Raw genomic sequence first — 18,163 nt, 5'->3', positions numbered from 1 at the left:
GGTCATGGCCGAGCCCGCGCACCTCCAGATCAGCCCCTCCATCCTCGCCGCGGACTTCGCCCACCTGGCCCGCGAGCTGCAGGCCATCGAGACCGCGGACTGGGCGCACGTGGACGTCATGGACGCCCACTTCGTGCCCAACCTCACCCTCGGCCAGCCCGTCGTGGAGGCGCTGGCCAAGGTCAGCCCGGTCCCGCTCGACTGCCACCTCATGATCGACGACCCCGACCGGTGGGCCCCGGGCTACGCCGAGGCGGGGGCCTCCTCGGTGACCTTCCACGTCGAGGCCGTGGCCGACCCCGTCGGCACCGCCCGGGCCGTCCGCGCCGCCGGCGCCCGGTCCGCCATGGCGCTCAAGCCCGGCACGCCCTTCGGGCCCTACGCCGACCTGCTGCCCGAGGTCGACATGGTCCTCGTCATGACGGTCGAGCCCGGCTTCGGCGGCCAGTCCTTCATGGAGGACCAGCTCGTCAAGGTCCGCGAGGTGCGCGACGCCGTGCGCCGGCGCGGCGGCGAGATCTGGGTGCAGGTCGACGGAGGAGTGGCGCAGGACACCATCGGGCGCTGCGCCGAGGCCGGGGCCGACGTCTTCGTCGCCGGCTCGGCGGTCTACGGCGCGACGACGTCGCCGCGGCCATCGCCGACCTGCGGCGGGCGGCGGCGAACCCCTCGGAGGTGTGAGCGTGGACGTCTGGGGCGACCTGTTCTACGCCGAGGTCTCCGTCCTCGGGCACACCGTGGCCTGGCGGGAGGTCGTCGGCAACGTCTTCGGCTTCGCCTCGGCCCTGCTCGGCATGCGCCGCACCGTGTGGGCGTGGCCGGTGGGGATCATCGGCAACCTGCTGCTCTTCACCGTCTTCATGGGCGTGTGGTTCACCAACCCGCAGGAGCACAGCCTCTTCGGGCAGGCGGCACGGCAGGTCTTCTTCATCGCGACCAGCGTCTACGGCTGGTGGCGGTGGCAGGCCTCGCGCCGCACCCGCGCCAAGGGTGAGCCCGCCATCACGCCGCGCTGGGCGACCCTGCGGGAGCGGACGGCATACCTCGTCGGGGCGGTGCTGCTCATCGTGCTGGCCCAGTGGGTCTTCGCGCAGGTCGGCGCGGGCTGGCCGGCACCGCGCTGGTACTACTGGACCGACGCCTGGATCTTCGTGGGGTCGATGCTGGCGACCTACGCCATGGCCCGCGGCTGGGTGGACTTCTGGCTGGTGTGGATCGCCGTGGACCTCGTCGGGGTGCCGCTGCTGTGGCACTCGGGCTACTACCCCTCCGCGGTGATGTATGCCGTCTACGGCGCGCTCGTGCTGTGGGGCTTCGTCGTGTGGTCCCGGGCCGCGCGGGACGAGGCGCCGCAGGGCGCGGTGACCGGGGCCGGCCCGGCCGCGGGTGACGCCAGGGTGCGGTCGTGAGCGGGGCGACCGACCCCTACGCGCCGTTCCGCCCGGTGACCGGCGCGCGGGTGGCTCGGGTCGCGGGGCTCGCCTCGGTGCTGGTCTTCGGGCTCGTGGCGGTGCTCGGTCCCACCTACGCCGGTGCCGGCCCGACGATGGCGCTGCTCAACCGGATCTTCATCGCCGGCTTGGGCCTCGCCATGGGGGCCTTCCTCTGGCGGTATGCCCTCATCCGCGCGATCCCCTCCGCCGCCGGGATCGTGGTCGTCAACCTCGTGCTGCGGCGCGAGCTGGAGTGGTCGCAGGTCGCCTCGGTGACCTTCACGCCCGGCGCGCCCTGGGTGGTGCTCGAGCTGAACGACACCGAGGAGCTGGCCGTCATGGCGATCCAGCGCGCGGACGGCGAGCGGGCGAAGCGTGAGGCCTCCCGGCTGGCGGCCCTGGTCGAGCACCACCAGCGCTGAGCTACTCCACGGGGTCGATCTCCTCACGGGTCGGCGGCACCCGGCGCCGCGCCTCGGCGGTCGTCATGCCGGAGAGCACCAGCAGGTCCACGACGGTGGAGCGCACCTGGGCGCGGAGCACCTCGGCGGACAGGCCGGCGCGGGAGTGCCCCCAGGTCGACTGCCGGGCGAGGTGCACCAGGTCCTCCTGCGCGCCGCCCAGCGGCTCCCGGTGCTCCAGCTTCTCCTGCAGGACGGCGGCCGCCTCGGCCAGCCCCTCGACCATGTCGGTGTAGGAGTCCGGCACGAACTCCCCGGCCCCGACCGCCGCCTCGGCGCGTCGGGCGAGCACCCGGATGTTGCGGATCGCGAGGTCGAGCGGTTGCAGCAGCACCTTGATCTCCTGGACCTCCGCCTTGTGCACCCCGGACAGCAGCGGAGCCAGGCGCGCGGCAGCCGCGGCCTCGGCGGTGGTGTCCTGGAGCGCCTCCAGCTCGGCGGACAGGCCCCGGGCGGTCTGCAGCGCCCGGGTGGCCCGGCCCACGTCCCGGTTGCGCAGGCTCTGCGCGGTGTCGGTGAGCACCTCGGCGAGGTGACCCACGAGGGCGATGATCCGCTCCCGCGGCCGCTTCGTGGTCGAGCGCATCGGCGCCAGCATGGCGATGAGCAGCGCCACCCCGCCGCCGACCGCGGCGTCCAGCCAGCGGTTGAAGGCCTGTCCGTCCCCGGCGACCAGGGTGGTGATGATGACGCCCTGGATCCCGGCCTGCATCATGAGCAGCTGCCCGGCCCCGGCCAGGACCGCGAGCGACATCGCGACGACGCAGACCGCGAAGATCTGCCACAGCCCGGTGCCGAAGATGTGGACGAAGAGGTCGCCGATGCCTACGCCGATGGCCACCCCGATGGTCAGCTCGACGATGCGTCGGAGCCGGTCGCCATAGGTCAGTCCGAGACAGACCATCGCCGTGATCGGGGCGAAGAAGGGCAGCGCGTGGCCGAGCAGGTCGTGGGCGACGAACCACGCCAGGACCGCACCGGTCGCCGCCTGCAGGATCAGCCAGGCCCGGGAGCGCAGTCGCAGCACCCTGGTCCGTGCCGCGCCGGGGGTGATCTCCTCGCGCAGCGGGTCGAGGACCACGTGCCCGGCGGCCCGGGCGTGCTCACGGGCGCTGCTCATGCCCTCAGTGTGGCCTACCGACTCCTCCCGCGGCGCAGGGCTCAGGCGCCGCGCCGGTGGGAGGACAGCGCCTGGACGTCGCGGTCCTCGCCCGCCGCCTCCACCCGCGCCACCTGGTCCCGGCCGAAGGCGTGGAGCAGCAGCTCCAGCGGGGCACCGGTCAGCACGACGCTGCCGCGGCCCGCCGGCGGCCGACGCACGGCGGCGCGGCCGTGGCCCGGTGCGACCACGACGACGCCGCAGGGTGCGTCGCGGTAGAGCAGGCGCCCGGCCGTGCGGACGGTGCCCCACAGCTGGGCGGGCACCGGGTCCGGCAGGTCGGTCGGGGCCCATCCGGGTCGCGCCCGCGCCAGGTCCTCGTGGTGGATCGCGAGCTCGGCCACGTTGACCGCGCGGTCCAGGACGGGCAGCCGCGTCGGCCACCACGGCGGCGGGCCGCTGCGCACCTGGTCGACCAGCTCGGCGAACGGCCGCGCGGCGACCTCGTCCTGCACCCGCTCGGTGTGCCGCTGCAGCGGGGGCAGCGGCAGACCGATGCCCGGGAGCGTGTCCGGGCGCGTCTCCCGGACGACGAGGTGCGCGAGCAGGTCACGTACGGTCCAGGGGGAGCAGAGCGTCGGCGCGTCCGGTCCCAGCTCGGTGGCGGTGCGCGCGACGAGATCGCGGAGCAGGTCGGGGGAGTGCGGCATACCCCTCATCGAACCACGCCGACGGTCTGTCGGGACCGCGTGGTTGGATGGGAGGAACCACCACCACCCGCCTCGTCACCGGAGGTCCCCTGCCCCATGCCCTCGTCTACCGCCGCACCGGTGCCCCGCCCCGTCGCCGACCGCGCGGTGCTGCGCCGCGGGCTGCGGGTCATCGGCGGCGGGATGGCCAGGCAGCGGGGACCGACGACGGTCGCGGTCGTCGGTGCGGTGCTGTGGGCCGGGGCCACCGTCGCCACCGCGTGGGCGATCGGCTGGCTGACCGACGAGGTCGTCGAGCCCTCGGTGCGCGCCCAGCGGGTCGAGGCGGCCGGCCTGTGGACCATCTTCGGGGTCCTGCTCGCCGTGCTGGTCGTCAATGTCGCGGGCGTGATCCTGCGTCGCGTCTGGGCGACCATGGCGGGGTTCAACCTCCAGGCTGACTACCGGCGTCGGGTGACCCGGCAGTACCTCCGGCTCCCGCTGTCGTGGCACCACGCCCACCCCTCGGGCCAGCTGCTCTCCAACGCGCACGCCGACGTCGAGGCGACGTGGCAGGTCTTCAACCCGCTGCCCATGGCGATCGGTGTCCTGTTCATGCTGGTCATCGCCGGCACCATGATGGTGCTGGTCGACCCGCTGCTGGCCGTCCTGGGGCTCCTGGTCTTCCCCGGTCTGTTCGCCGCCAACCTCGTCTTCCAACGGGTCATGTCGCCGCGGATCACCCACGCGCAGCAGCTGCGCGCCGAGGTCGCGGAGGTGGCGCACGAGTCCTTCGAGGCCGGTCTGGTCGTCAAGGCGATGGGGCGGGAGGACCAGGAGACCGGGCGGTTCCGCGCCAAGGCGCACGAGCTGCGCGATGCCCTCATCCTGGTCGGTCGCACCCGCGGCGTCTTCGAGCCCGTGATCGAGGCCATCCCGACCCTCGGCACCCTGGCGGTGCTGGGCGTCGGCACCTGGCAGGTCTCCCGCGGCGCGCTCGACGCCGCCGACGTCGTCCAGATGGCCTACCTCTTCTCCATCCTGGCCTTCCCGGTGCGTGCGCTGGGGTGGGTGCTCGCCGAGATCCCGCGCTCGGTGGTCGGCCACGACCGGGTGCAGCACGTGCTGCAGGCCCGCGGGGGTATGCCCTACGGCACCGCGACGCTGCGGGGCGGCGCCCCCGCGGAGTCCGCGCTCGCCGGGGTGACCTACTCCCATGCCGGGGAGGAGCAGGCGACGATCCGCGGCGTGACGCTCACCGTCCCCAGCAGCAGCACGGTGGCACTGGTGGGGCCCACCGGCGCGGGCAAGAGCACCCTGGCCAACCTCGCGCTGCGCCTGGTGGACGCCGACGCGGGCTCGGTCCGCCTCGACGGGGTCGAGGCCCGCGAGCTGGCGCACGGCGAGCTGCCCGCCAACGCCACGCTCGTCGCGCAGCAGACCTTCATGTTCGACGACTCGGTGCGCGGCAACATCACGCTGGGTGAGGACGCCGACGACGCCTCGGTCTGGGAGTCCCTGCGGATCGCCCAGGCCGACGACTTCGTGCGCTCCCTCCCCGACGGGCTGGACACCGTCATCGGGGAGCGCGGCGGGACCCTCTCCGGCGGGCAGCGGCAGCGCATCGCCCTCGCCCGCGCGATCTGGCGCCGGCCGCGGCTGCTCGTCCTCGACGACGCCACCAGCGCCGTGGACCCGTCGGTGGAGCAGGCCATCCTCGCCGGGCTGCGGGAGGCCCGCGGCGGGATGACCGTGCTCGTGGTGGCCTACCGCATGGCGACCATCCTGCTGGCCGACGAGGTCGTCTACCTCGAGCACGGCCGGGTGGTCGACCAGGGCTCGCACGACGAGCTGCTCTCACGCTGCCGCGGCTACGTCGACCTCGTCCAGGCCTACTCCCGCGAGGCCGCCGAGCGTGCCGCGGTGACGCGGCAGGAGGAGGTGACCCCGTGAGCGAGGCACCGGAGCGCGAGCAGGAGGAGCCGGTCTCCAGCCGGATCGACGGCCGGTCGCAGCTCGGGACGCTGGCCACGCTGCGGCGCGGGCTCGAGCTGTCGCCGGAGCTGCGGACCGGGCTGACGCTGACGCTGGTCCTCGCGGTGGTCGCGACCGTCGGCCGGGTGGTCATCCCGTTCGTCGTGCAGCAGACCACGGACAACGGGATCAACGCGCCAGGCGGTCCGGACGTGGACTTCGTCGTCCGCGCGATCGCCCTCGCCGCCGGGGTCGTCGCGCTCACCTCGCTGGCGCAGTATGCCGTCAACGTCCGGTTGTTCACCGCGGCCGAGTCCGGTCTCGCGACGCTACGGCTCCGCGCCTTCCGGCACATCCACGACCTGTCCGTGCTCACCCAGAGCACCGAGCGGCGCGGTGCGCTCGTGTCCCGGGTCACCAGCGACGTCGACACGATCTCGATGTTCGTGCAGTTCGGCGGGCTGATGCTGCTCGTGAGCACGGCCCAGATCGTGCTGGCCACCATCCTCATGGTCGCCTACAGCCCGCTCCTGGCCGGCGTGGTCTACCTCTGCCTGGTGCCGCTGGTCTTCCTGGTCCGCCGCTTCCAGCCGATCCTGGGGCGCTCCTACGGGACCGTCCGGGAGCGGGTGGGGGACCTGCTCGGCTCGATCAGCGAGTCGATCGTCGGGGCCACGACGATCCGCGCCTACGGCGTCGAGGACCGCACCGCCGCCCGGATCGACGAGGCGATCGAGGCGCACCGGTCCTCGGCCATCCGGGCCCAGGTGCGCTCGGTCATGGCCTTCGTCTCGGGCCAGGCCTTCGCGGGCATCACCACGGCGGTGGTCCTCGTCGTCGGCACCGTCCTCGCGGCGCGGGGCCAGCTCACGCTCGGGCAGCTCGTCGGCTTCCTCTTCCTGGTCAACCTCTTCACCCAGCCGGTGCTCATGGCGACGGAGATCCTCAATGAGATGCAGAACGCCATCGCGGGCTGGCGTCGGGTCATCGGGGTCATCGACACCCCGGCCGACGTCGCCGACCCGGGCGAGGAGGGCGTCGTGCTCGAGCGCGGCCCCATCACGGTGGACTTCGAGGACGTCTCCTTCGCCTACCCCGGTGGCGAGCGCGTGCTGCGCGAGGTCGACCTGCGCATCGAGCCGCACACCCGGGTGGCCGTCGTCGGTCAGACCGGCTCCGGCAAGACCACCCTGGCCAAGCTCCTCACCCGGCTCATGGACCCGAGCGAGGGTGTGGTCCGCCTCGACGGGGTGGACCTGCGGCAGATCAGCTTCGCCAGCCTGCGGCAGCGCGTGGTGCTGGTCCCGCAGGAGGGGTTCCTCTTCGATGCCGACCTGGCCGACAACATCCGCTTCGGACGACCCGAGGCCTCCGACGACGACCTGCGGCTCGCGGTCACCGAGCTCGGCCTGGACGCCTGGGTCGAGGGTCTCCCGCACGGCCTGCGGACGCAGGTGGGGCAGCGGGGCGAGTCGCTGTCGGCCGGTGAGCGCCAGCTCGTCGCCATCGCCCGCGCCTACCTCGCCGACCCCGACCTGCTCGTCCTCGACGAGGCCACCAGCGCGGTCGACCCTGCCACCGAGGTACGGGTGCAGCGGGCGCTCGAGGGGTTGACCACCGGTCGGACCTCGGTTGCCATCGCGCACCGGCTGTCGACCGCGGAGGCGGCCGACGTGTCGTGGTCGTGGACGCCGGCCGGATCGTCGAGCTCGGTCACCACCGCGACCTCGTGGCCCGGGGCGGGGTCTACACCCGGATGCACGCCTCCTGGGCGGCGCAGCAGGCGGTCTGAGGATGCCGGAGGTGCGGCGCGCCGTGCTGCCCGTCACCCTGCTCGCCACGGGCCTGGCCCTGCTTGCGGCCGGTCAGCCGTGGTCCAGCGGGACCAGGGTGGACGCGGCCGGCATCGCCTGGGACGAGGTCCGGACGGGCACCGACCTCGCCCCCCTCGTCACGGCGCTGCTCCTCGTCGTGGCCGTGGCCGCCCTCGCCGGGGCGCGGGCGAACGGGTGGGCCGGTGGCGCCGTCCGCGCGCTGACGGTGCTCGCCGCCGCAGGTGCGGCGGTCGCGACCGGCCTGGCACGGCCCGCCGGGGCCACCGCATGGTTCTGGGTCTGCCTGCTCGCCGGCGTCGTCGCGGCGGTGGGCGCGCTGGTGCTCCTCCCGGGCGCGCGGGCTGGCACAATGGCGCCCGACGGACCCCTCGGCCCGTCGCCCGACGAGTGAGGAGAGCGCCACATGCACGAGGACAGCCACGGTCACAGCGTCGCCGCCTGGGTGGGCGTGACCATCATGCTCGTCGGCAGCGTGGTCGCCGTCTGGGGCGTCGTGCTGTCCCCGGACTGGCTGCTCTACGTCGGTCTGGCGCTCGGCGTCGTCGGAGCCTTGCGTGGTACCTCCTGGACCGTGCCGGGATGGGCGAGCCGGAGCACGACGCCGCCCACCGCTGACCGGACACCCTCGTGGTCACCGCACCCGGCGGCGCGTTCTACGCTGGGGGAGTGTCTTCCGTGCTAGAGCAGATCGTCGACGGCGTCCGCGAGGACCTCGACCGGCGGCGGGCCACCGCCCCGATGGAGGCGGTGCAGGAGCTCGCCCGGGCCGCGGAGCCGGCCAGGGACGCCTGGGCCACGCTGTCCCGCACGGACCGGATCCACGTCATCGCCGAGGTCAAGCGGAGCAGCCCCTCCAAGGGCGCGCTCGCGGCCATCGCCGAGCCGGCCGGGCTCGCCGCCGACTACGCGGCCGGGGGCGCCAGCGTCATCAGCGTCCTCACCGAGGAGCGGCGGTTCGGTGGCTCGCTCGCCGATCTCGACGCCGTGCGCGCTCGGGTCGACATGCCCGTGCTGCGCAAGGACTTCATCGTCGACCCCTACCAGCTCTGGGAGGCCCGCGCCCACGGTGCGGACCTGGTGCTGCTCATCGTGGCCGCCCTGGACCAGCAGGTGCTCGTGAGCCTGCTGGAGCGCACCGAGTCGCTCGGCATGCACGCGCTCGTCGAGGTGCACGACGAGGAGGAGCTGAGCCGGGCGCTGGACGCCGGTGCGCGGATCGTCGGCGTCAACAACCGCGACCTCAAGACCCTCGAGGTCGACCGTGGGACCTTCGCCCGGCTGGCGCCGCACGTCCCGGCCGGCTGCGTGGCGGTGGCCGAGTCCGGGGTGCGCGGTCCGCTCGACGTCCTGAGCTTCGCCGAGGCCGGCGCCCAGGCGGTGCTCGTCGGGGAGGCGCTGGTCACCTCCGGCTCGCCGCAGGAGGCCGTCCGGGAGATGGTCGCCGTGGGGGCGCACCCGGCCGTGCACGCGACCGCCACTCGGGCGGGGCATACCCGATGAGCAGCCCGATGAGCGACGAGGTGACCGCGGCCGAGCGCTTCGGCGAGTTCGGCGGACGCTACGTGCCCGAGGCGCTGGTGGCCGCGCTCGAGGAGCTGGACGAGGCCCGCCTCGCGGCGATGGCCGACCCGGACTTCCGCTCCGAGCTCGACCGCCTGCAGCGCGACTACACCGGGCGGCCCAGCCCGCTCACCGAGGTGCCCCGCTTCGCCGAGCACGCCGGCGGCCCTCGCGTCCTGCTCAAGCGCGAGGACCTCAACCACACCGGGTCGCACAAGATCAACAACGTGCTGGGCCAGGCGCTGCTGGCGGTCCGCATGGGGAAGCGCCGGGTGATCGCCGAGACCGGAGCCGGGCAGCACGGCGTCGCCACCGCCACCGCGGCCGCGCTCATGGGGCTGGAGTGCACGGTCTACATGGGCCGGGTCGACACCGAGCGCCAGGCCCTCAACGTCGCCCGGATGCGGCTGCTCGGCGCCGAGGTCGTCGCCGTCCCCACCGGGAGCGCCACGCTCAAGGACGCCATCAACGAGGCGATGCGGGACTGGGTGACCAACGTCGACCACACGCACTACCTGCTCGGCACGGTGACCGGCCCCCACCCGTTCCCGACCATGGTCCGCGACTTTCACGCGGTGATCGGCGAGGAGGCCCGCAAGCAGGTCGACGAGGCCGTCGGCGGGCTGCCCGACGCGGTCTGCGCCTGCGTCGGGGGCGGCTCCAACGCCATGGGTATCTTCCACGCCTTCCGGGACGACCCCTCGGTCGCGCTGTGGGGTTTCGAGGCCGGGGGAGAAGGCGTCGAGAGCGGCCGGCACGCCGCGCGTTTCTCTGGCGGTGAGCCGGGGGTGCTGCACGGCGCCGCGACCTACGTGCTGCAGGACGAGGACGGTCAGACCCGCGAGACCCACTCGGTCTCGGCCGGGCTGGACTATCCCTCGGTCGGTCCCGAGCACGCCTTCCTGCACGACAGCGGACGCGCCCGCTACGCGCCGGTGACCGATCGGGAGGCGATGGACGCCTTCTCGCTGCTGTGCCGCACCGAGGGGATCATCCCGGCCATCGAGAGCGCGCACGCCCTGGCCGGCGTCCTGAAGATCGGCCCGGAGCTCGGTCCCGGTACGACGGTGCTGGTCAACCTCTCGGGGCGCGGGGACAAGGACGTCGACACCGCCGCCCGGTGGTTCGGGCTCGTGGACGACGACGGCGAGGCGCACGTCGACGGTGAGACGGGGCCCGGTGCCCAGGAGACCGTGTCGTGAGCACCCTGGACGACGTCTTCGCCCGGTCCCGGGCTGAAGGTCGGGCCGCCCTCGTGGGGTACCTGCCCGCGGGATACCCGGACCTGCCCACCTCGCTGGAGGCGGTCCGCACGCTCGCCGAGCACGGCTGCGACGTCGTCGAGGTGGGCGTCCCCTACACCGACCCGCTCATGGACGGTCCGGTCGTCGAGCGGGCCGCCAGCACAGCCCTGACGGCGGGCTTCCGGCTCAGCCACGTCTTCGAGGTCGTCGCCGCGGCCCGCGCGGCCGGGGCCGTCCCCGTGGTCATGCCGTACTGGAACCCGGTCCTGCGCTACGGCGTCGAGCGGTTCGCCGCCGACCTGGCCGCCGCAGGTGGCGCCGGCCTCATCACCCCGGACCTCATCCCCGACGAGGCGCAGGACTGGCTGACCGCGGCGGACGCGCACGGGCTCGCCCCGGTCTTCCTCGTCGCGCCCAGCTCCACGCCGCAGCGGTTGCGGTCGACGACGCAGGCCTGCCGCGGGTTCGTCTACGTCGCCTCCACGATGGGGGTCACGGGCGTGCGGGCCAGCGTCGGTGACGCCGCGCAGTCGCTGGTGGCCCGGACCCGCGAGGTCACCGACCTGCCGCTGTGCGTCGGCCTGGGCGTGAGCACGGGCGAGCAGGCCGCCGAGGTGGCCGGCTTCGCCGACGGCGTGATCGTGGGCTCCGCCCTGGTCCGCGCGCTCGGGGAGGACACCTCGCTGGGCCGCCTGGCCGAGCTGACCGACGAGCTGGCCGCCGGGGTGCGCCGGGCGTGACCGCGGTGCAGGAGGAGCGCACCTCGGTTCAGGGTCCGCGGTCGCAGCGCTGGATGTGGTGGGGCTGCTGCTGCGCCTCGGGCTGGCCGCCGTCCTGGGGTATGCCGGCTGGACCAAGATCAGCGACCTCACCGGCTCGGTGCAGAACGTCGTGGCCTACGAGCTCTTCCCCTACGACGTGGCCCGCGCGGTCGGGGTGCTGCTGCCGGTCGTGGAGCTGGCGCTGGCCCTGCTGCTCCTCGTCGGCCTGCTCACCCGCGCCGCCGCGCTCGGCAGCGCCGTGCTCATGCTCGTCTTCGTCGCCGGTATCGCCTCGGCCTGGGCCCGCGGGCTCAGCATCGACTGCGGGTGCTTCGGGTCGGGCGGGCCGGTGGCGCCCGAGGACACCCGCTACCTCACCGAGATGCTTCGCGACGTGGGGTTCCTGGCGATGGCCTCGTGGCTCGTCGTCAGCCCGCGTTCCCTGCTCTCTCTCGACACCCTCCTCCGGAAAGGCGACTGACATGCCCCGTCCCCCCGCACCCGAGGTCAAGCGGGTCTCCTCCGCCGGTCCCTCGCCGGTCCTCATCGGCGCGGTCGTGCTGCTCGTCGTCGCGCTCGTGGGCGGGCTGGTGCTGTGGGCCGTCACCCGGCAGGGGGGTCTGGAGGCGACCGGCAGCGCCAATGCGCTGCCGGAGGGCGGCGGCATACAGGTCGGTGCGCCCGTCTCGGACGACGTGCCGCAGGTGCAGCTCTACGAAGACTTCCAGTGCCCGTGGTGCGGCGTGCTGGAGGAGGCGGTGGGTGACGACCTGGCCGCCCGGGCCGAGGCGGGGGAGATCACGCTGACGGTGACGATGATGTCCTTCCTCGACGGCACCCTGGGCAACGACTCCTCCCGTCGCGCCGCCGGAGCGGCTCTGTGCGCCGACGACGAGGGCGCCTTCCTGCCCTACCACGCCGTGGTCTTCGCCGGTCAGCCCGCGCAGGAGGGCACGGGATGGACCGACGAGGAGCTCCTGGGGTTCGGGGAGGCGGCCGGACTCACCGGGGAGTCCCTGAGCTCGTTCACCGCGTGCGTCCAGGACGGCACCTACGACGACTACGTGGCCGACATGCAGGAGCGCTCCAACCGGGACGGCATCACCGGGACCCCGCGGCTGCTCGTCGACGGCGAGCAGGTGGAGGACACCCGGCTGCAGGGTCTGATGGAGGGCTCCGCGGACCTGGGTGAGCTGCTCGCCGACGGCTCCTGACGTCGCGGCAGGCGATGCGGGAAAGCGGCCCCCGCACCACTAGGCTTGCCCCCATGCGTCGCGCAAAGATCGTCTGCACCCTCGGCCCCGCCACCGCCTCCTCCGCCCAGATCGAGGCGCTCGTCTCCGCCGGGATGGATGTGGCCCGGCTCAACCTCTCGCACGGCTCCTACGAGGAGCACTACGAGCGCTACATCAAGGTCCGCGAGGCCAGCGACGCCACCGGCCACGCGGTCGCCGTCCTGGCCGACCTCCAAGGCCCCAAGATCCGCACCGGCACCTTCGCCGGGGGGCCGGTGACGCTCGCCGCGGGCTCCACCTTCACCATCACCACCCGCGACGTGCCCGGTGACCAGGACTCCGTCGGCACGACGTATACCGGTTTGCCCGGCGACGTCGCCTCAGGGGACGACCTGCTCATCGACGACGGCAAGGTGATGCTCCGGGCCACCGAGGTGACCGCCACCGACGTGGTGTGCGAGGTCGTGGTCGGCGGAGTGGTCTCCAACAACAAGGGCATCAACCTCCCCGGTGCGGCGGTGAGCGTCCCGGCCATGTCGGACAAGGACGAGGAGGACCTGCGCTGGGCGGTGCGCAGCGGGGTGGACTTCATCGCCCTGTCCTTCGTGCGCTCGGCCGACGACGTGCAGGACGTGCACCGGATCATGGACGAGGAGGGCCGTCGGCTGCCGGTCATCGCCAAGATCGAGAAGCCGCAGGCGGTGGACAACCTGGCCGACATCGTGGACGCCTTCGACGGCATCATGGTCGCGCGTGGCGACCTGGGGGTGGAGCTCCCGCTCGAGCAGGTGCCTCTCGTGCAGAAGGACGCCATCCAGCTGTGCCGGGAGAAGGCCAAGCCGGTGATCGTGGCCACCCAGGTGCTGGAGTCCATGGTCGACAACCCGCGACCCACCCGGGCCGAGGCCAGCGACTGCGCCAACGCCGTGCTGGACGGGGCAGACGCGATCATGCTCTCGGGGGAGACCTCCGTCGGCGCCTGGCCGATCCGGGCGGTCGAGACGATGGCGAGCATCATCTGCAGCACCGAGCAGCACGGGATGCACCGGATCCCGCCGATCACCACCAAGCCGAAGACCCCCGGCGGTGCGGTCACGCGAGCCGCGATCTCGCTCGCCGACGCCCTCGGTGAGCAGGTGAAGTTCCTCGTGACCTTCAGCAAGAGCGGTGACACGACGACCCGCATGGCCCGGGTGCGCCCCACGACACCCATGCTCTCGTTCACCACCGAGCAGCACACCCGGTCTCGGCTGGCTCTCACCTGGGGTGCGGAGACCTTCCTCGTCCCCTTCGTGTGGCACACCGACCAGATGGTCAAGCAGGTCGAGGAGACGCTGCTGCGCGAGGAGCGCTGCACCGCGGGCGACGTCGTCGTCATCGTGGCCGGCTCGCCCCCCGGGGTCTCGGGCACCACCAACGCGCTGCGGATGCACCGCGTGGGCGACGCCATCCTCGGGGAGGCTCCGGCCTACACCCAGGACCCCGAGGTGTGAGCGTGGTGCCGGTATGCTCGGACCGGCTTCTGGGCGTGGGCCTGACCGCGCCGACCACCTGCCGGGGTGGTGGAATGGCAGACACGGGGCACTCAAAATGCTCTGCCCGAGAGGGCGTGCGGGTTCGAGTCCCGCTCCCGGCACCAGCCCCCGGTCCGCGACGTGCTGGCCGGGGTGAGACGCGACAGATAGGGTGCGAGACGTGAGTGAGACGAGGCCGCAGGGGGAGCAGGACCAGCCGGTGCCCGAGGCCGACGAGAGGCAGACCTCCGGCGCGGAGGGCGCGGAGACGGGGATGCGCATCCTGCTGGCCGAGGACGAGGCGCTGATCCGGATGGACCTCGCCGAGATGCTGACCGAGGCCGGCCACACCATCGTGGGCCAGGCCGCCGACGGCGAGCAGGCGGTCGCACTGGCCCAGGAGACGTCGCCGGACCTCGTCGTCATGGACATCAAGATGCCGGGGATGGACGGGCTCACCGCAGCCGAGCAGATCGGCCGCGACGGCCTCGCGCCGGTGGTGATGCTCACCGCGTTCAGCGACAAGAACCTCGTGGAGCGGGCCCGTGACGCCGGGGTCATGTCCTACGTGGTGAAGCCCTTCAGCGCCGCCGACGTGCTCCCCGCCATCGACATCGGGCGGGCCCGCTGGGCCGAGCGCAAGGCGCTCGAGGCCGAGGTGGCCGACCTCGGCGAGCGGTTCGAGACCCGCAAGCAGGTGGACCGCGCCAAGGGGCTGCTCATGTCCCAGCTCAAGCTGAGCGAGGCGGACGCCTTCCGCTGGATCCAGAAGGCGGCGATGGACCGCCGGCTCTCCATGCGCGAGGTCGCCGACGCGGTGATCTCAGGCATGCCCGCCAAGAAGTAGCCCCACGAAGTAGCCCCGCGAAGTAGCCCCGAGAAGTAGCCATGAGCCGACCGGGTCAGGCGACCGGGTCAGCCGCCCGGGGGCCGCTCCCGCAGCGCGCAGGTGAGGCGTGCGGTGCACACCCGGCGGTCCTGCTCGTCGGTGACGACGATGTCGTAGGACACGACCGACCGGCCGAGGGACAGCGGGGTCGCGACGGCGGTGACGACCCCCTCGCGCACGGCCCGGTGGTGGGTCGCGTTGAGGTCCACCCCGACCGCGATCCGCCCCTCGCCGGCGTGCATGGCCGCGGCGACCGATCCCACGGTCTCGGCGAGAGCGGCAGAGGCCCCGCCGTGGAGCAGGCCGTAGGGCTGGGTGTTGCCGGCCACCGGCATCGTGGCCACGGTGCGCTCGGCCCCGACCTGGACCAGACGCATACCCATCCGCTCGGCGAGATCGCCCCGGGGGACGTCGGCCGGTGCGGGGGAGCCGGGGGTCGCAGCGGCATCCGCCGGGGGCCGAGGCGTCGGAGTGTCGGTCATGGGACATAGGCTGCCATGCGTGAGTCGCTTGCTGCTGCTGGACGGACACTCGTTGGCCTACCGCGCCTTCTTCGCGCTGCCCGTGGAGAACTTCTCCACGACGACCGGGCAGAGCACCAACGCGGTCTACGGCTTCACCTCGATGCTCATCAACGTGCTGCGCGACGAGGCGCCGACGCACGTCGCCGTCGCCTTCGACAAGTCGCGGCAGACGTTCCGCACTCAGGAGTATGCCGAGTACAAGGCGGGTCGATCGAGCACGCCGGGGGAGTTCGTCGGGCAGGTCGACCTCGTCAAGCAGGTCCTGGACGCCCTGCGCATCGCGCACCTGGACGTCGACGGCTACGAGGCCGACGACATCATCGCCACCCTCACCACGCAGGCGCGGGAGGAGGGGATGGAGGTGGTCATCGTGTCCGGGGACCGCGACGCCTTCCAGCTGGTGGACGACCGGACGCTGTTGCTCTACCCGGTCCGCGGTGTCTCCGAGACCTGGCGCATGACCCCCGAGGCGGTGGAGGAGAAGTACGGCGTCCGGCCGGAGCGCTACAGCGACCTCGCGGCCCTGGTGGGGGAGAGCTCGGACAACCTGCCCGGCGTGCCGGGTGTCGGCCCCAAGACGGCGGCGAAGTGGCTCGCCCAGCACGGCGACCTGTCGGGCATCGTGGACCATGCCGACCAGCTGCCCGGCAAGGCGGGGCAGGCGACCCGGGACCACCTGGACCAGGTGCTGCGCAACCGCCGGCTCAACCAGCTCGTGGCCGACGTGCCGCTGGAGCTGACGGTGGCCGACCTGCAGGCGCGTGGATGGGACCGGGAGGAGGTGCACCGGGTCTTCGACGGCCTGGAGTTCCGGGTGCTGCGCGAGCGGCTCTTCTCGACGTTGGAGTCCGCGGAGACCGAGGCCGAGGAGGGCATCGAGGTCGCGGGGACGATCCTCGACGCCGGTGCGCTCCCGCAGTGGCTCGAGGCCCCGGGAGCGCAGGGCCGGCTGGCGGTCGTCGTCGACGCCGACCCACGGACCGCCGCCGGACCGGGAGAGGCCACCGGGCTGGCGATCGCCGGGCCGGAGGAGGCGGTCTACCTGCACCTGTCCGACCTCGAGCCCACGGACGAGGCGGCCCTGGCCGCCTGGCTGGCCGACGAGGACCGGACCAAGGCGCTGCACGGCGGCAAGGAGCAGGTCGCCTCGCTCGAGGCCGTCGGGCTGCCGGTCGAGGGAGTCGTCAGCGACACCGCTCTTGCCGCCTACCTGGTCCGGCCGGACCAGCGCTCCTACGACCTCGCCGACCTGGCCCTGCGCTACCTCCACCGCGAGCTGCGGCTCGAGGCCGAGGGGGCGGGGGCGCGGGCCCCGCAGGGCCAGCTCGACCTCTCCTTCGACGAGGGGGAGCAGGACGCCCGGGAGGCCGCGGCACGCTCGGCGATGGTGCACGCACGGGCGGTCCACGACCTGGCGGACGCCCTCGACGCCGAGCTGGCCGACGAGGAGGAGCGGCATCTGCTGCAGCAGGTCGAGCTGCCGCTCGTGGGGGTGCTGCGCCGCATGGAGCGCGCCGGGATCGCCGTCGACCTGCCGGCCCTGACCGCCCTCGAGCAGGAATTCGCCGACGGTGTGGCACAGGCCCAGCAGGACGCCTGGAACGCCATCGACGACGACACGGTCAACCTCGGCTCGCCCAAGCAGCTGCAGACGGTGCTCTTCGAGACCCTCGGCCTGCCGAAGACGCGCCGGACCAAGACCGGGTACACCACGGACGCCGACGCCCTCGCTGGCCTCTACGCCCAGACCGAGCACCCCTTCCTCGAGGCACTGCTCCGGCACCGGGACGTGACCCGGCTCCGGGTGACCGCCGAGGGCCTCATCAAGGCGGTCGCCGACGACGGGCGCATCCACACCACCTTCCAGCAGACGATCGCCGCGACAGGGCGGCTCAGCTCCACCGAGCCCAACCTGCAGAACATCCCCATCCGCACCGCCGCCGGTCGTCGGATCCGCGAGATCTTCGTGGTCGGGAGCGGTGGGGCGGGTGACTACGCGTCCCTGATGTCCGCGGACTACAGCCAGATCGAGATGCGCATCATGGCCCACCTGTCCGGTGACGAGGGACTGATCCACGCCTTCCGGGAGGGCGAGGACCTGCACCGCTTCGTCGGTGCCCGGGTATTCGGGGTCGACCAGGCCGACGTCACGCCCGAGATGCGCTCCAAGGTCAAGGCGATGAGCTACGGCCTGGCCTACGGGTTGTCCGCCTTCGGCCTCTCCAAGCAGCTCGGCATCTCCACCGCCGAGGCCAAGGAGCTCATGGAGGAGTACTTCGAGCGCTTCGGCGGTGTCCGCGACTACCTGCGCGACGTCGTCCAGGAGGCACGCCGGACCGGCTTCACCGAGACCATCCTGGGTCGGCGGCGACACCTGCCCGACCTCACCAGCGACAACCGGCAGCGCCGTGAGATGGCGGAGCGCATGGCGCTCAACGCCCCGATCCAGGGCTCGGCGGCCGACATCATCAAGGTGGCGATGCTGCGCACCGAGGCCGCCGTGCGGGAGGCCGACCTCGCCTCCCGGATGCTGCTCCAGGTGCACGACGAGCTCGTCCTGGAGGTCTCCCCGGGCGAGGAGGAGCAGGTCGAGGAGCTGGTCCGTGCCCAGATGGGGGCGGCGGCCGACCTCACGGTGCCGCTCGACGTCAGCGTCGGCCTGGGCCGGAGCTGGTACGACGCCGCCCACTGACCCGGGCGAGGCTTCGGAGACACGCCGCAGGGTGCGGGCCTCAGCTCACGCTATCGACGGCGGTGCGCCCACCATCGTCGCCATCGCCCTACCTGCTCGCTGTCCGTCTGCGGCGCTTGACATCGAACGTGTGTTCGATGAGCGTGAGGTCAGGACGAGGTGCTTCATCTGAGGGGGTGAGGGGCGTGGCGGTCGCGGCGATCGAGTCGGAGGGGTCGGCGGAGGAGGCGGCGCTGGGTGCGCTCGGGGCTGT

At 73.1% G+C, this 18,163-nt stretch carries 16 protein-coding genes, 1 tRNA gene and 2 pseudogenes; 16 read left to right on the top strand and 3 right to left on the bottom strand.

Going from position 1 to position 18,163, the window contains the following annotated elements:
- Nucleotides 1-4 precede the first annotated feature (4 nt).
- The 3 genes and pseudogenes from rpe (at nt 5) to BJF80_RS02125 (ending at nt 1,855) form a co-directional block, all read left to right on the top strand.
- Nucleotides 5-681 (top strand): annotated as a pseudogene (gene rpe, locus BJF80_RS02135) (ribulose-phosphate 3-epimerase).
- Nucleotides 682-683: 2 nt separating this feature from the next.
- A complete protein-coding gene (pnuC, locus tag BJF80_RS02130; protein ID WP_075811060.1) occupies nt 684-1,409 on the top strand; it encodes a nicotinamide riboside transporter PnuC in 726 nt (241 codons plus the stop codon).
- Nucleotides 1,406-1,855, top strand: coding sequence for a PH domain-containing protein (locus BJF80_RS02125; protein ID WP_075811059.1), 450 nt, complete (start codon nt 1,406-1,408; stop codon nt 1,853-1,855). The genes pnuC and BJF80_RS02125 overlap by 4 nt, the downstream gene beginning before the upstream one ends.
- A 1-nt stretch (nt 1,856) precedes the next feature.
- On the opposite strand, the gene BJF80_RS02120 is transcribed toward BJF80_RS02125, so the two are convergent.
- Both BJF80_RS02120 and BJF80_RS02115 read right to left on the bottom strand, forming a co-directional pair.
- Nucleotides 1,857-3,014, bottom strand: coding sequence for an FUSC family protein (locus BJF80_RS02120; RefSeq protein ID WP_075811058.1), 1,158 nt, complete (start codon nt 3,012-3,014; stop codon nt 1,857-1,859).
- A 41-nt stretch (nt 3,015-3,055) separates the two neighbouring features.
- Entirely contained in the window at nt 3,056-3,703 is a 648-nt protein-coding gene (locus BJF80_RS02115; protein WP_075811057.1) for a TIGR03085 family metal-binding protein, read from the bottom strand.
- 120 nt (nt 3,704-3,823) lie between these two features.
- On the opposite strand from BJF80_RS02115, the gene BJF80_RS02110 reads away from it, so the two are divergent.
- From BJF80_RS02110 to BJF80_RS02055, 12 genes and pseudogenes are all read left to right on the top strand, one after another.
- A complete protein-coding gene (locus tag BJF80_RS02110) occupies nt 3,824-5,635 on the top strand; it encodes an ABC transporter ATP-binding protein (RefSeq protein ID WP_237767388.1) in 1,812 nt (603 codons plus the stop codon).
- Between the two features lie 44 nt (nt 5,636-5,679).
- A pseudogene (locus BJF80_RS02105) lies at nt 5,680-7,448 on the top strand (ABC transporter ATP-binding protein).
- Between the two features lie 2 nt (nt 7,449-7,450).
- Nucleotides 7,451-7,882 (top strand): hypothetical protein, encoded by a 432-nt coding sequence (locus tag BJF80_RS02100; RefSeq protein WP_022924081.1) that lies wholly within the window; start codon nt 7,451-7,453, stop codon nt 7,880-7,882.
- Nucleotides 7,883-7,894: 12 nt separating this feature from the next.
- The gene (locus tag BJF80_RS02095) at nt 7,895-8,173 is read left to right on the top strand and encodes an HGxxPAAW family protein (RefSeq protein ID WP_075811055.1); all 279 of its coding nucleotides are present in this window, start codon (nt 7,895-7,897) and stop codon (nt 8,171-8,173) included.
- On the top strand, nt 8,158-8,991 hold the full coding sequence (gene trpC / locus BJF80_RS02090; protein ID WP_075811054.1) for an indole-3-glycerol phosphate synthase TrpC: 834 nt from the start codon (nt 8,158-8,160) through the stop codon (nt 8,989-8,991). The genes BJF80_RS02095 and trpC overlap by 16 nt, the downstream gene beginning before the upstream one ends.
- Before the next feature lie 8 nt (nt 8,992-8,999).
- A complete protein-coding gene (gene trpB, locus BJF80_RS02085; protein WP_143553646.1) occupies nt 9,000-10,253 on the top strand; it encodes a tryptophan synthase subunit beta in 1,254 nt (417 codons plus the stop codon).
- On the top strand, nt 10,250-11,035 hold the full coding sequence (gene trpA / locus BJF80_RS02080) for a tryptophan synthase subunit alpha (protein ID WP_075811052.1): 786 nt from the start codon (nt 10,250-10,252) through the stop codon (nt 11,033-11,035). The genes trpB and trpA overlap by 4 nt, the downstream gene beginning before the upstream one ends.
- 58 nt (nt 11,036-11,093) lie before the next feature.
- Complete coding sequence (locus BJF80_RS02075) at nt 11,094-11,537, top strand: MauE/DoxX family redox-associated membrane protein (protein WP_237767387.1); 444 nt, start codon at nt 11,094-11,096, stop codon at nt 11,535-11,537.
- Nucleotide 11,538: 1 nt separating this feature from the next.
- Nucleotides 11,539-12,270: a DsbA family protein gene (locus BJF80_RS02070; RefSeq protein ID WP_075811050.1), complete on the top strand. Its 732-nt coding sequence runs from the start codon at nt 11,539-11,541 to the stop codon at nt 12,268-12,270.
- A gap of 53 nt (nt 12,271-12,323) precedes the next feature.
- Entirely contained in the window at nt 12,324-13,784 is a 1,461-nt protein-coding gene (gene pyk, locus BJF80_RS02065; RefSeq protein WP_075811049.1) for a pyruvate kinase, read from the top strand.
- Between the two features lie 60 nt (nt 13,785-13,844).
- A tRNA-Leu gene (locus tag BJF80_RS02060) sits at nt 13,845-13,930 on the top strand.
- A gap of 149 nt (nt 13,931-14,079) precedes the next feature.
- Complete coding sequence (locus BJF80_RS02055; RefSeq protein WP_075811097.1) at nt 14,080-14,652, top strand: ANTAR domain-containing response regulator; 573 nt, start codon at nt 14,080-14,082, stop codon at nt 14,650-14,652.
- Between the two features lie 68 nt (nt 14,653-14,720).
- Here BJF80_RS02055 and BJF80_RS02050 read toward each other — a convergent pair whose 3' ends face one another.
- Nucleotides 14,721-15,176 (bottom strand): hotdog fold thioesterase, encoded by a 456-nt coding sequence (locus tag BJF80_RS02050; RefSeq protein ID WP_075811048.1) that lies wholly within the window; start codon nt 15,174-15,176, stop codon nt 14,721-14,723.
- A gap of 19 nt (nt 15,177-15,195) precedes the next feature.
- Between BJF80_RS02050 and polA the strand changes: the two genes are divergently transcribed.
- Nucleotides 15,196-17,910 carry a DNA polymerase I gene (gene polA, locus BJF80_RS02045; RefSeq protein ID WP_075811047.1) on the top strand — a complete coding sequence of 905 codons (2,715 nt, stop codon included), beginning with the start codon at nt 15,196-15,198 and terminating at the stop codon, nt 17,908-17,910.
- The last annotated feature ends 253 nt before the right edge of the window (nt 17,911-18,163 follow it).

This window comes from Serinicoccus sp. CUA-874 (assembly GCF_001942225.1).
In the GTDB taxonomy this organism is placed as follows: Bacteria; Actinomycetota; Actinomycetes; order Actinomycetales; family Dermatophilaceae; genus Ornithinicoccus; species Ornithinicoccus marinus.
The sequence above is the reverse complement of the archived record's forward strand: the minus strand, read 5'-3'. Positions and strand labels throughout refer to the sequence as shown.

Bases quoted from the DNA above. Each gene is read 5' to 3' on its own strand.
- BJF80_RS02120 (WP_075811058.1), bottom strand. From the start codon at position 3,014: ATGAGCAGCGCCCGTGAGCACGCCCGGGCCGCCGGGCACGTGGTCCTC.
- BJF80_RS02050 (WP_075811048.1), bottom strand. From the start codon at position 15,176: ATGACCGACACTCCGACGCCTCGGCCCCCGGCGGATGCCGCTGCGACC.
- trpB (WP_143553646.1), top strand. From the start codon at position 9,000: ATGAGCGACGAGGTGACCGCGGCCGAGCGCTTCGGCGAGTTCGGCGGA.
- BJF80_RS02055 (WP_075811097.1), top strand. From the start codon at position 14,080: ATGCGCATCCTGCTGGCCGAGGACGAGGCGCTGATCCGGATGGACCTC.
- BJF80_RS02070 (WP_075811050.1), top strand. From the start codon at position 11,539: ATGCCCCGTCCCCCCGCACCCGAGGTCAAGCGGGTCTCCTCCGCCGGT.
- BJF80_RS02095 (WP_075811055.1), top strand. From the start codon at position 7,895: ATGCACGAGGACAGCCACGGTCACAGCGTCGCCGCCTGGGTGGGCGTG.
- BJF80_RS02100 (WP_022924081.1), top strand. From the start codon at position 7,451: ATGCCGGAGGTGCGGCGCGCCGTGCTGCCCGTCACCCTGCTCGCCACG.
- BJF80_RS02115 (WP_075811057.1), bottom strand. From the start codon at position 3,703: ATGCCGCACTCCCCCGACCTGCTCCGCGATCTCGTCGCGCGCACCGCC.
- pyk (WP_075811049.1), top strand. From the start codon at position 12,324: ATGCGTCGCGCAAAGATCGTCTGCACCCTCGGCCCCGCCACCGCCTCC.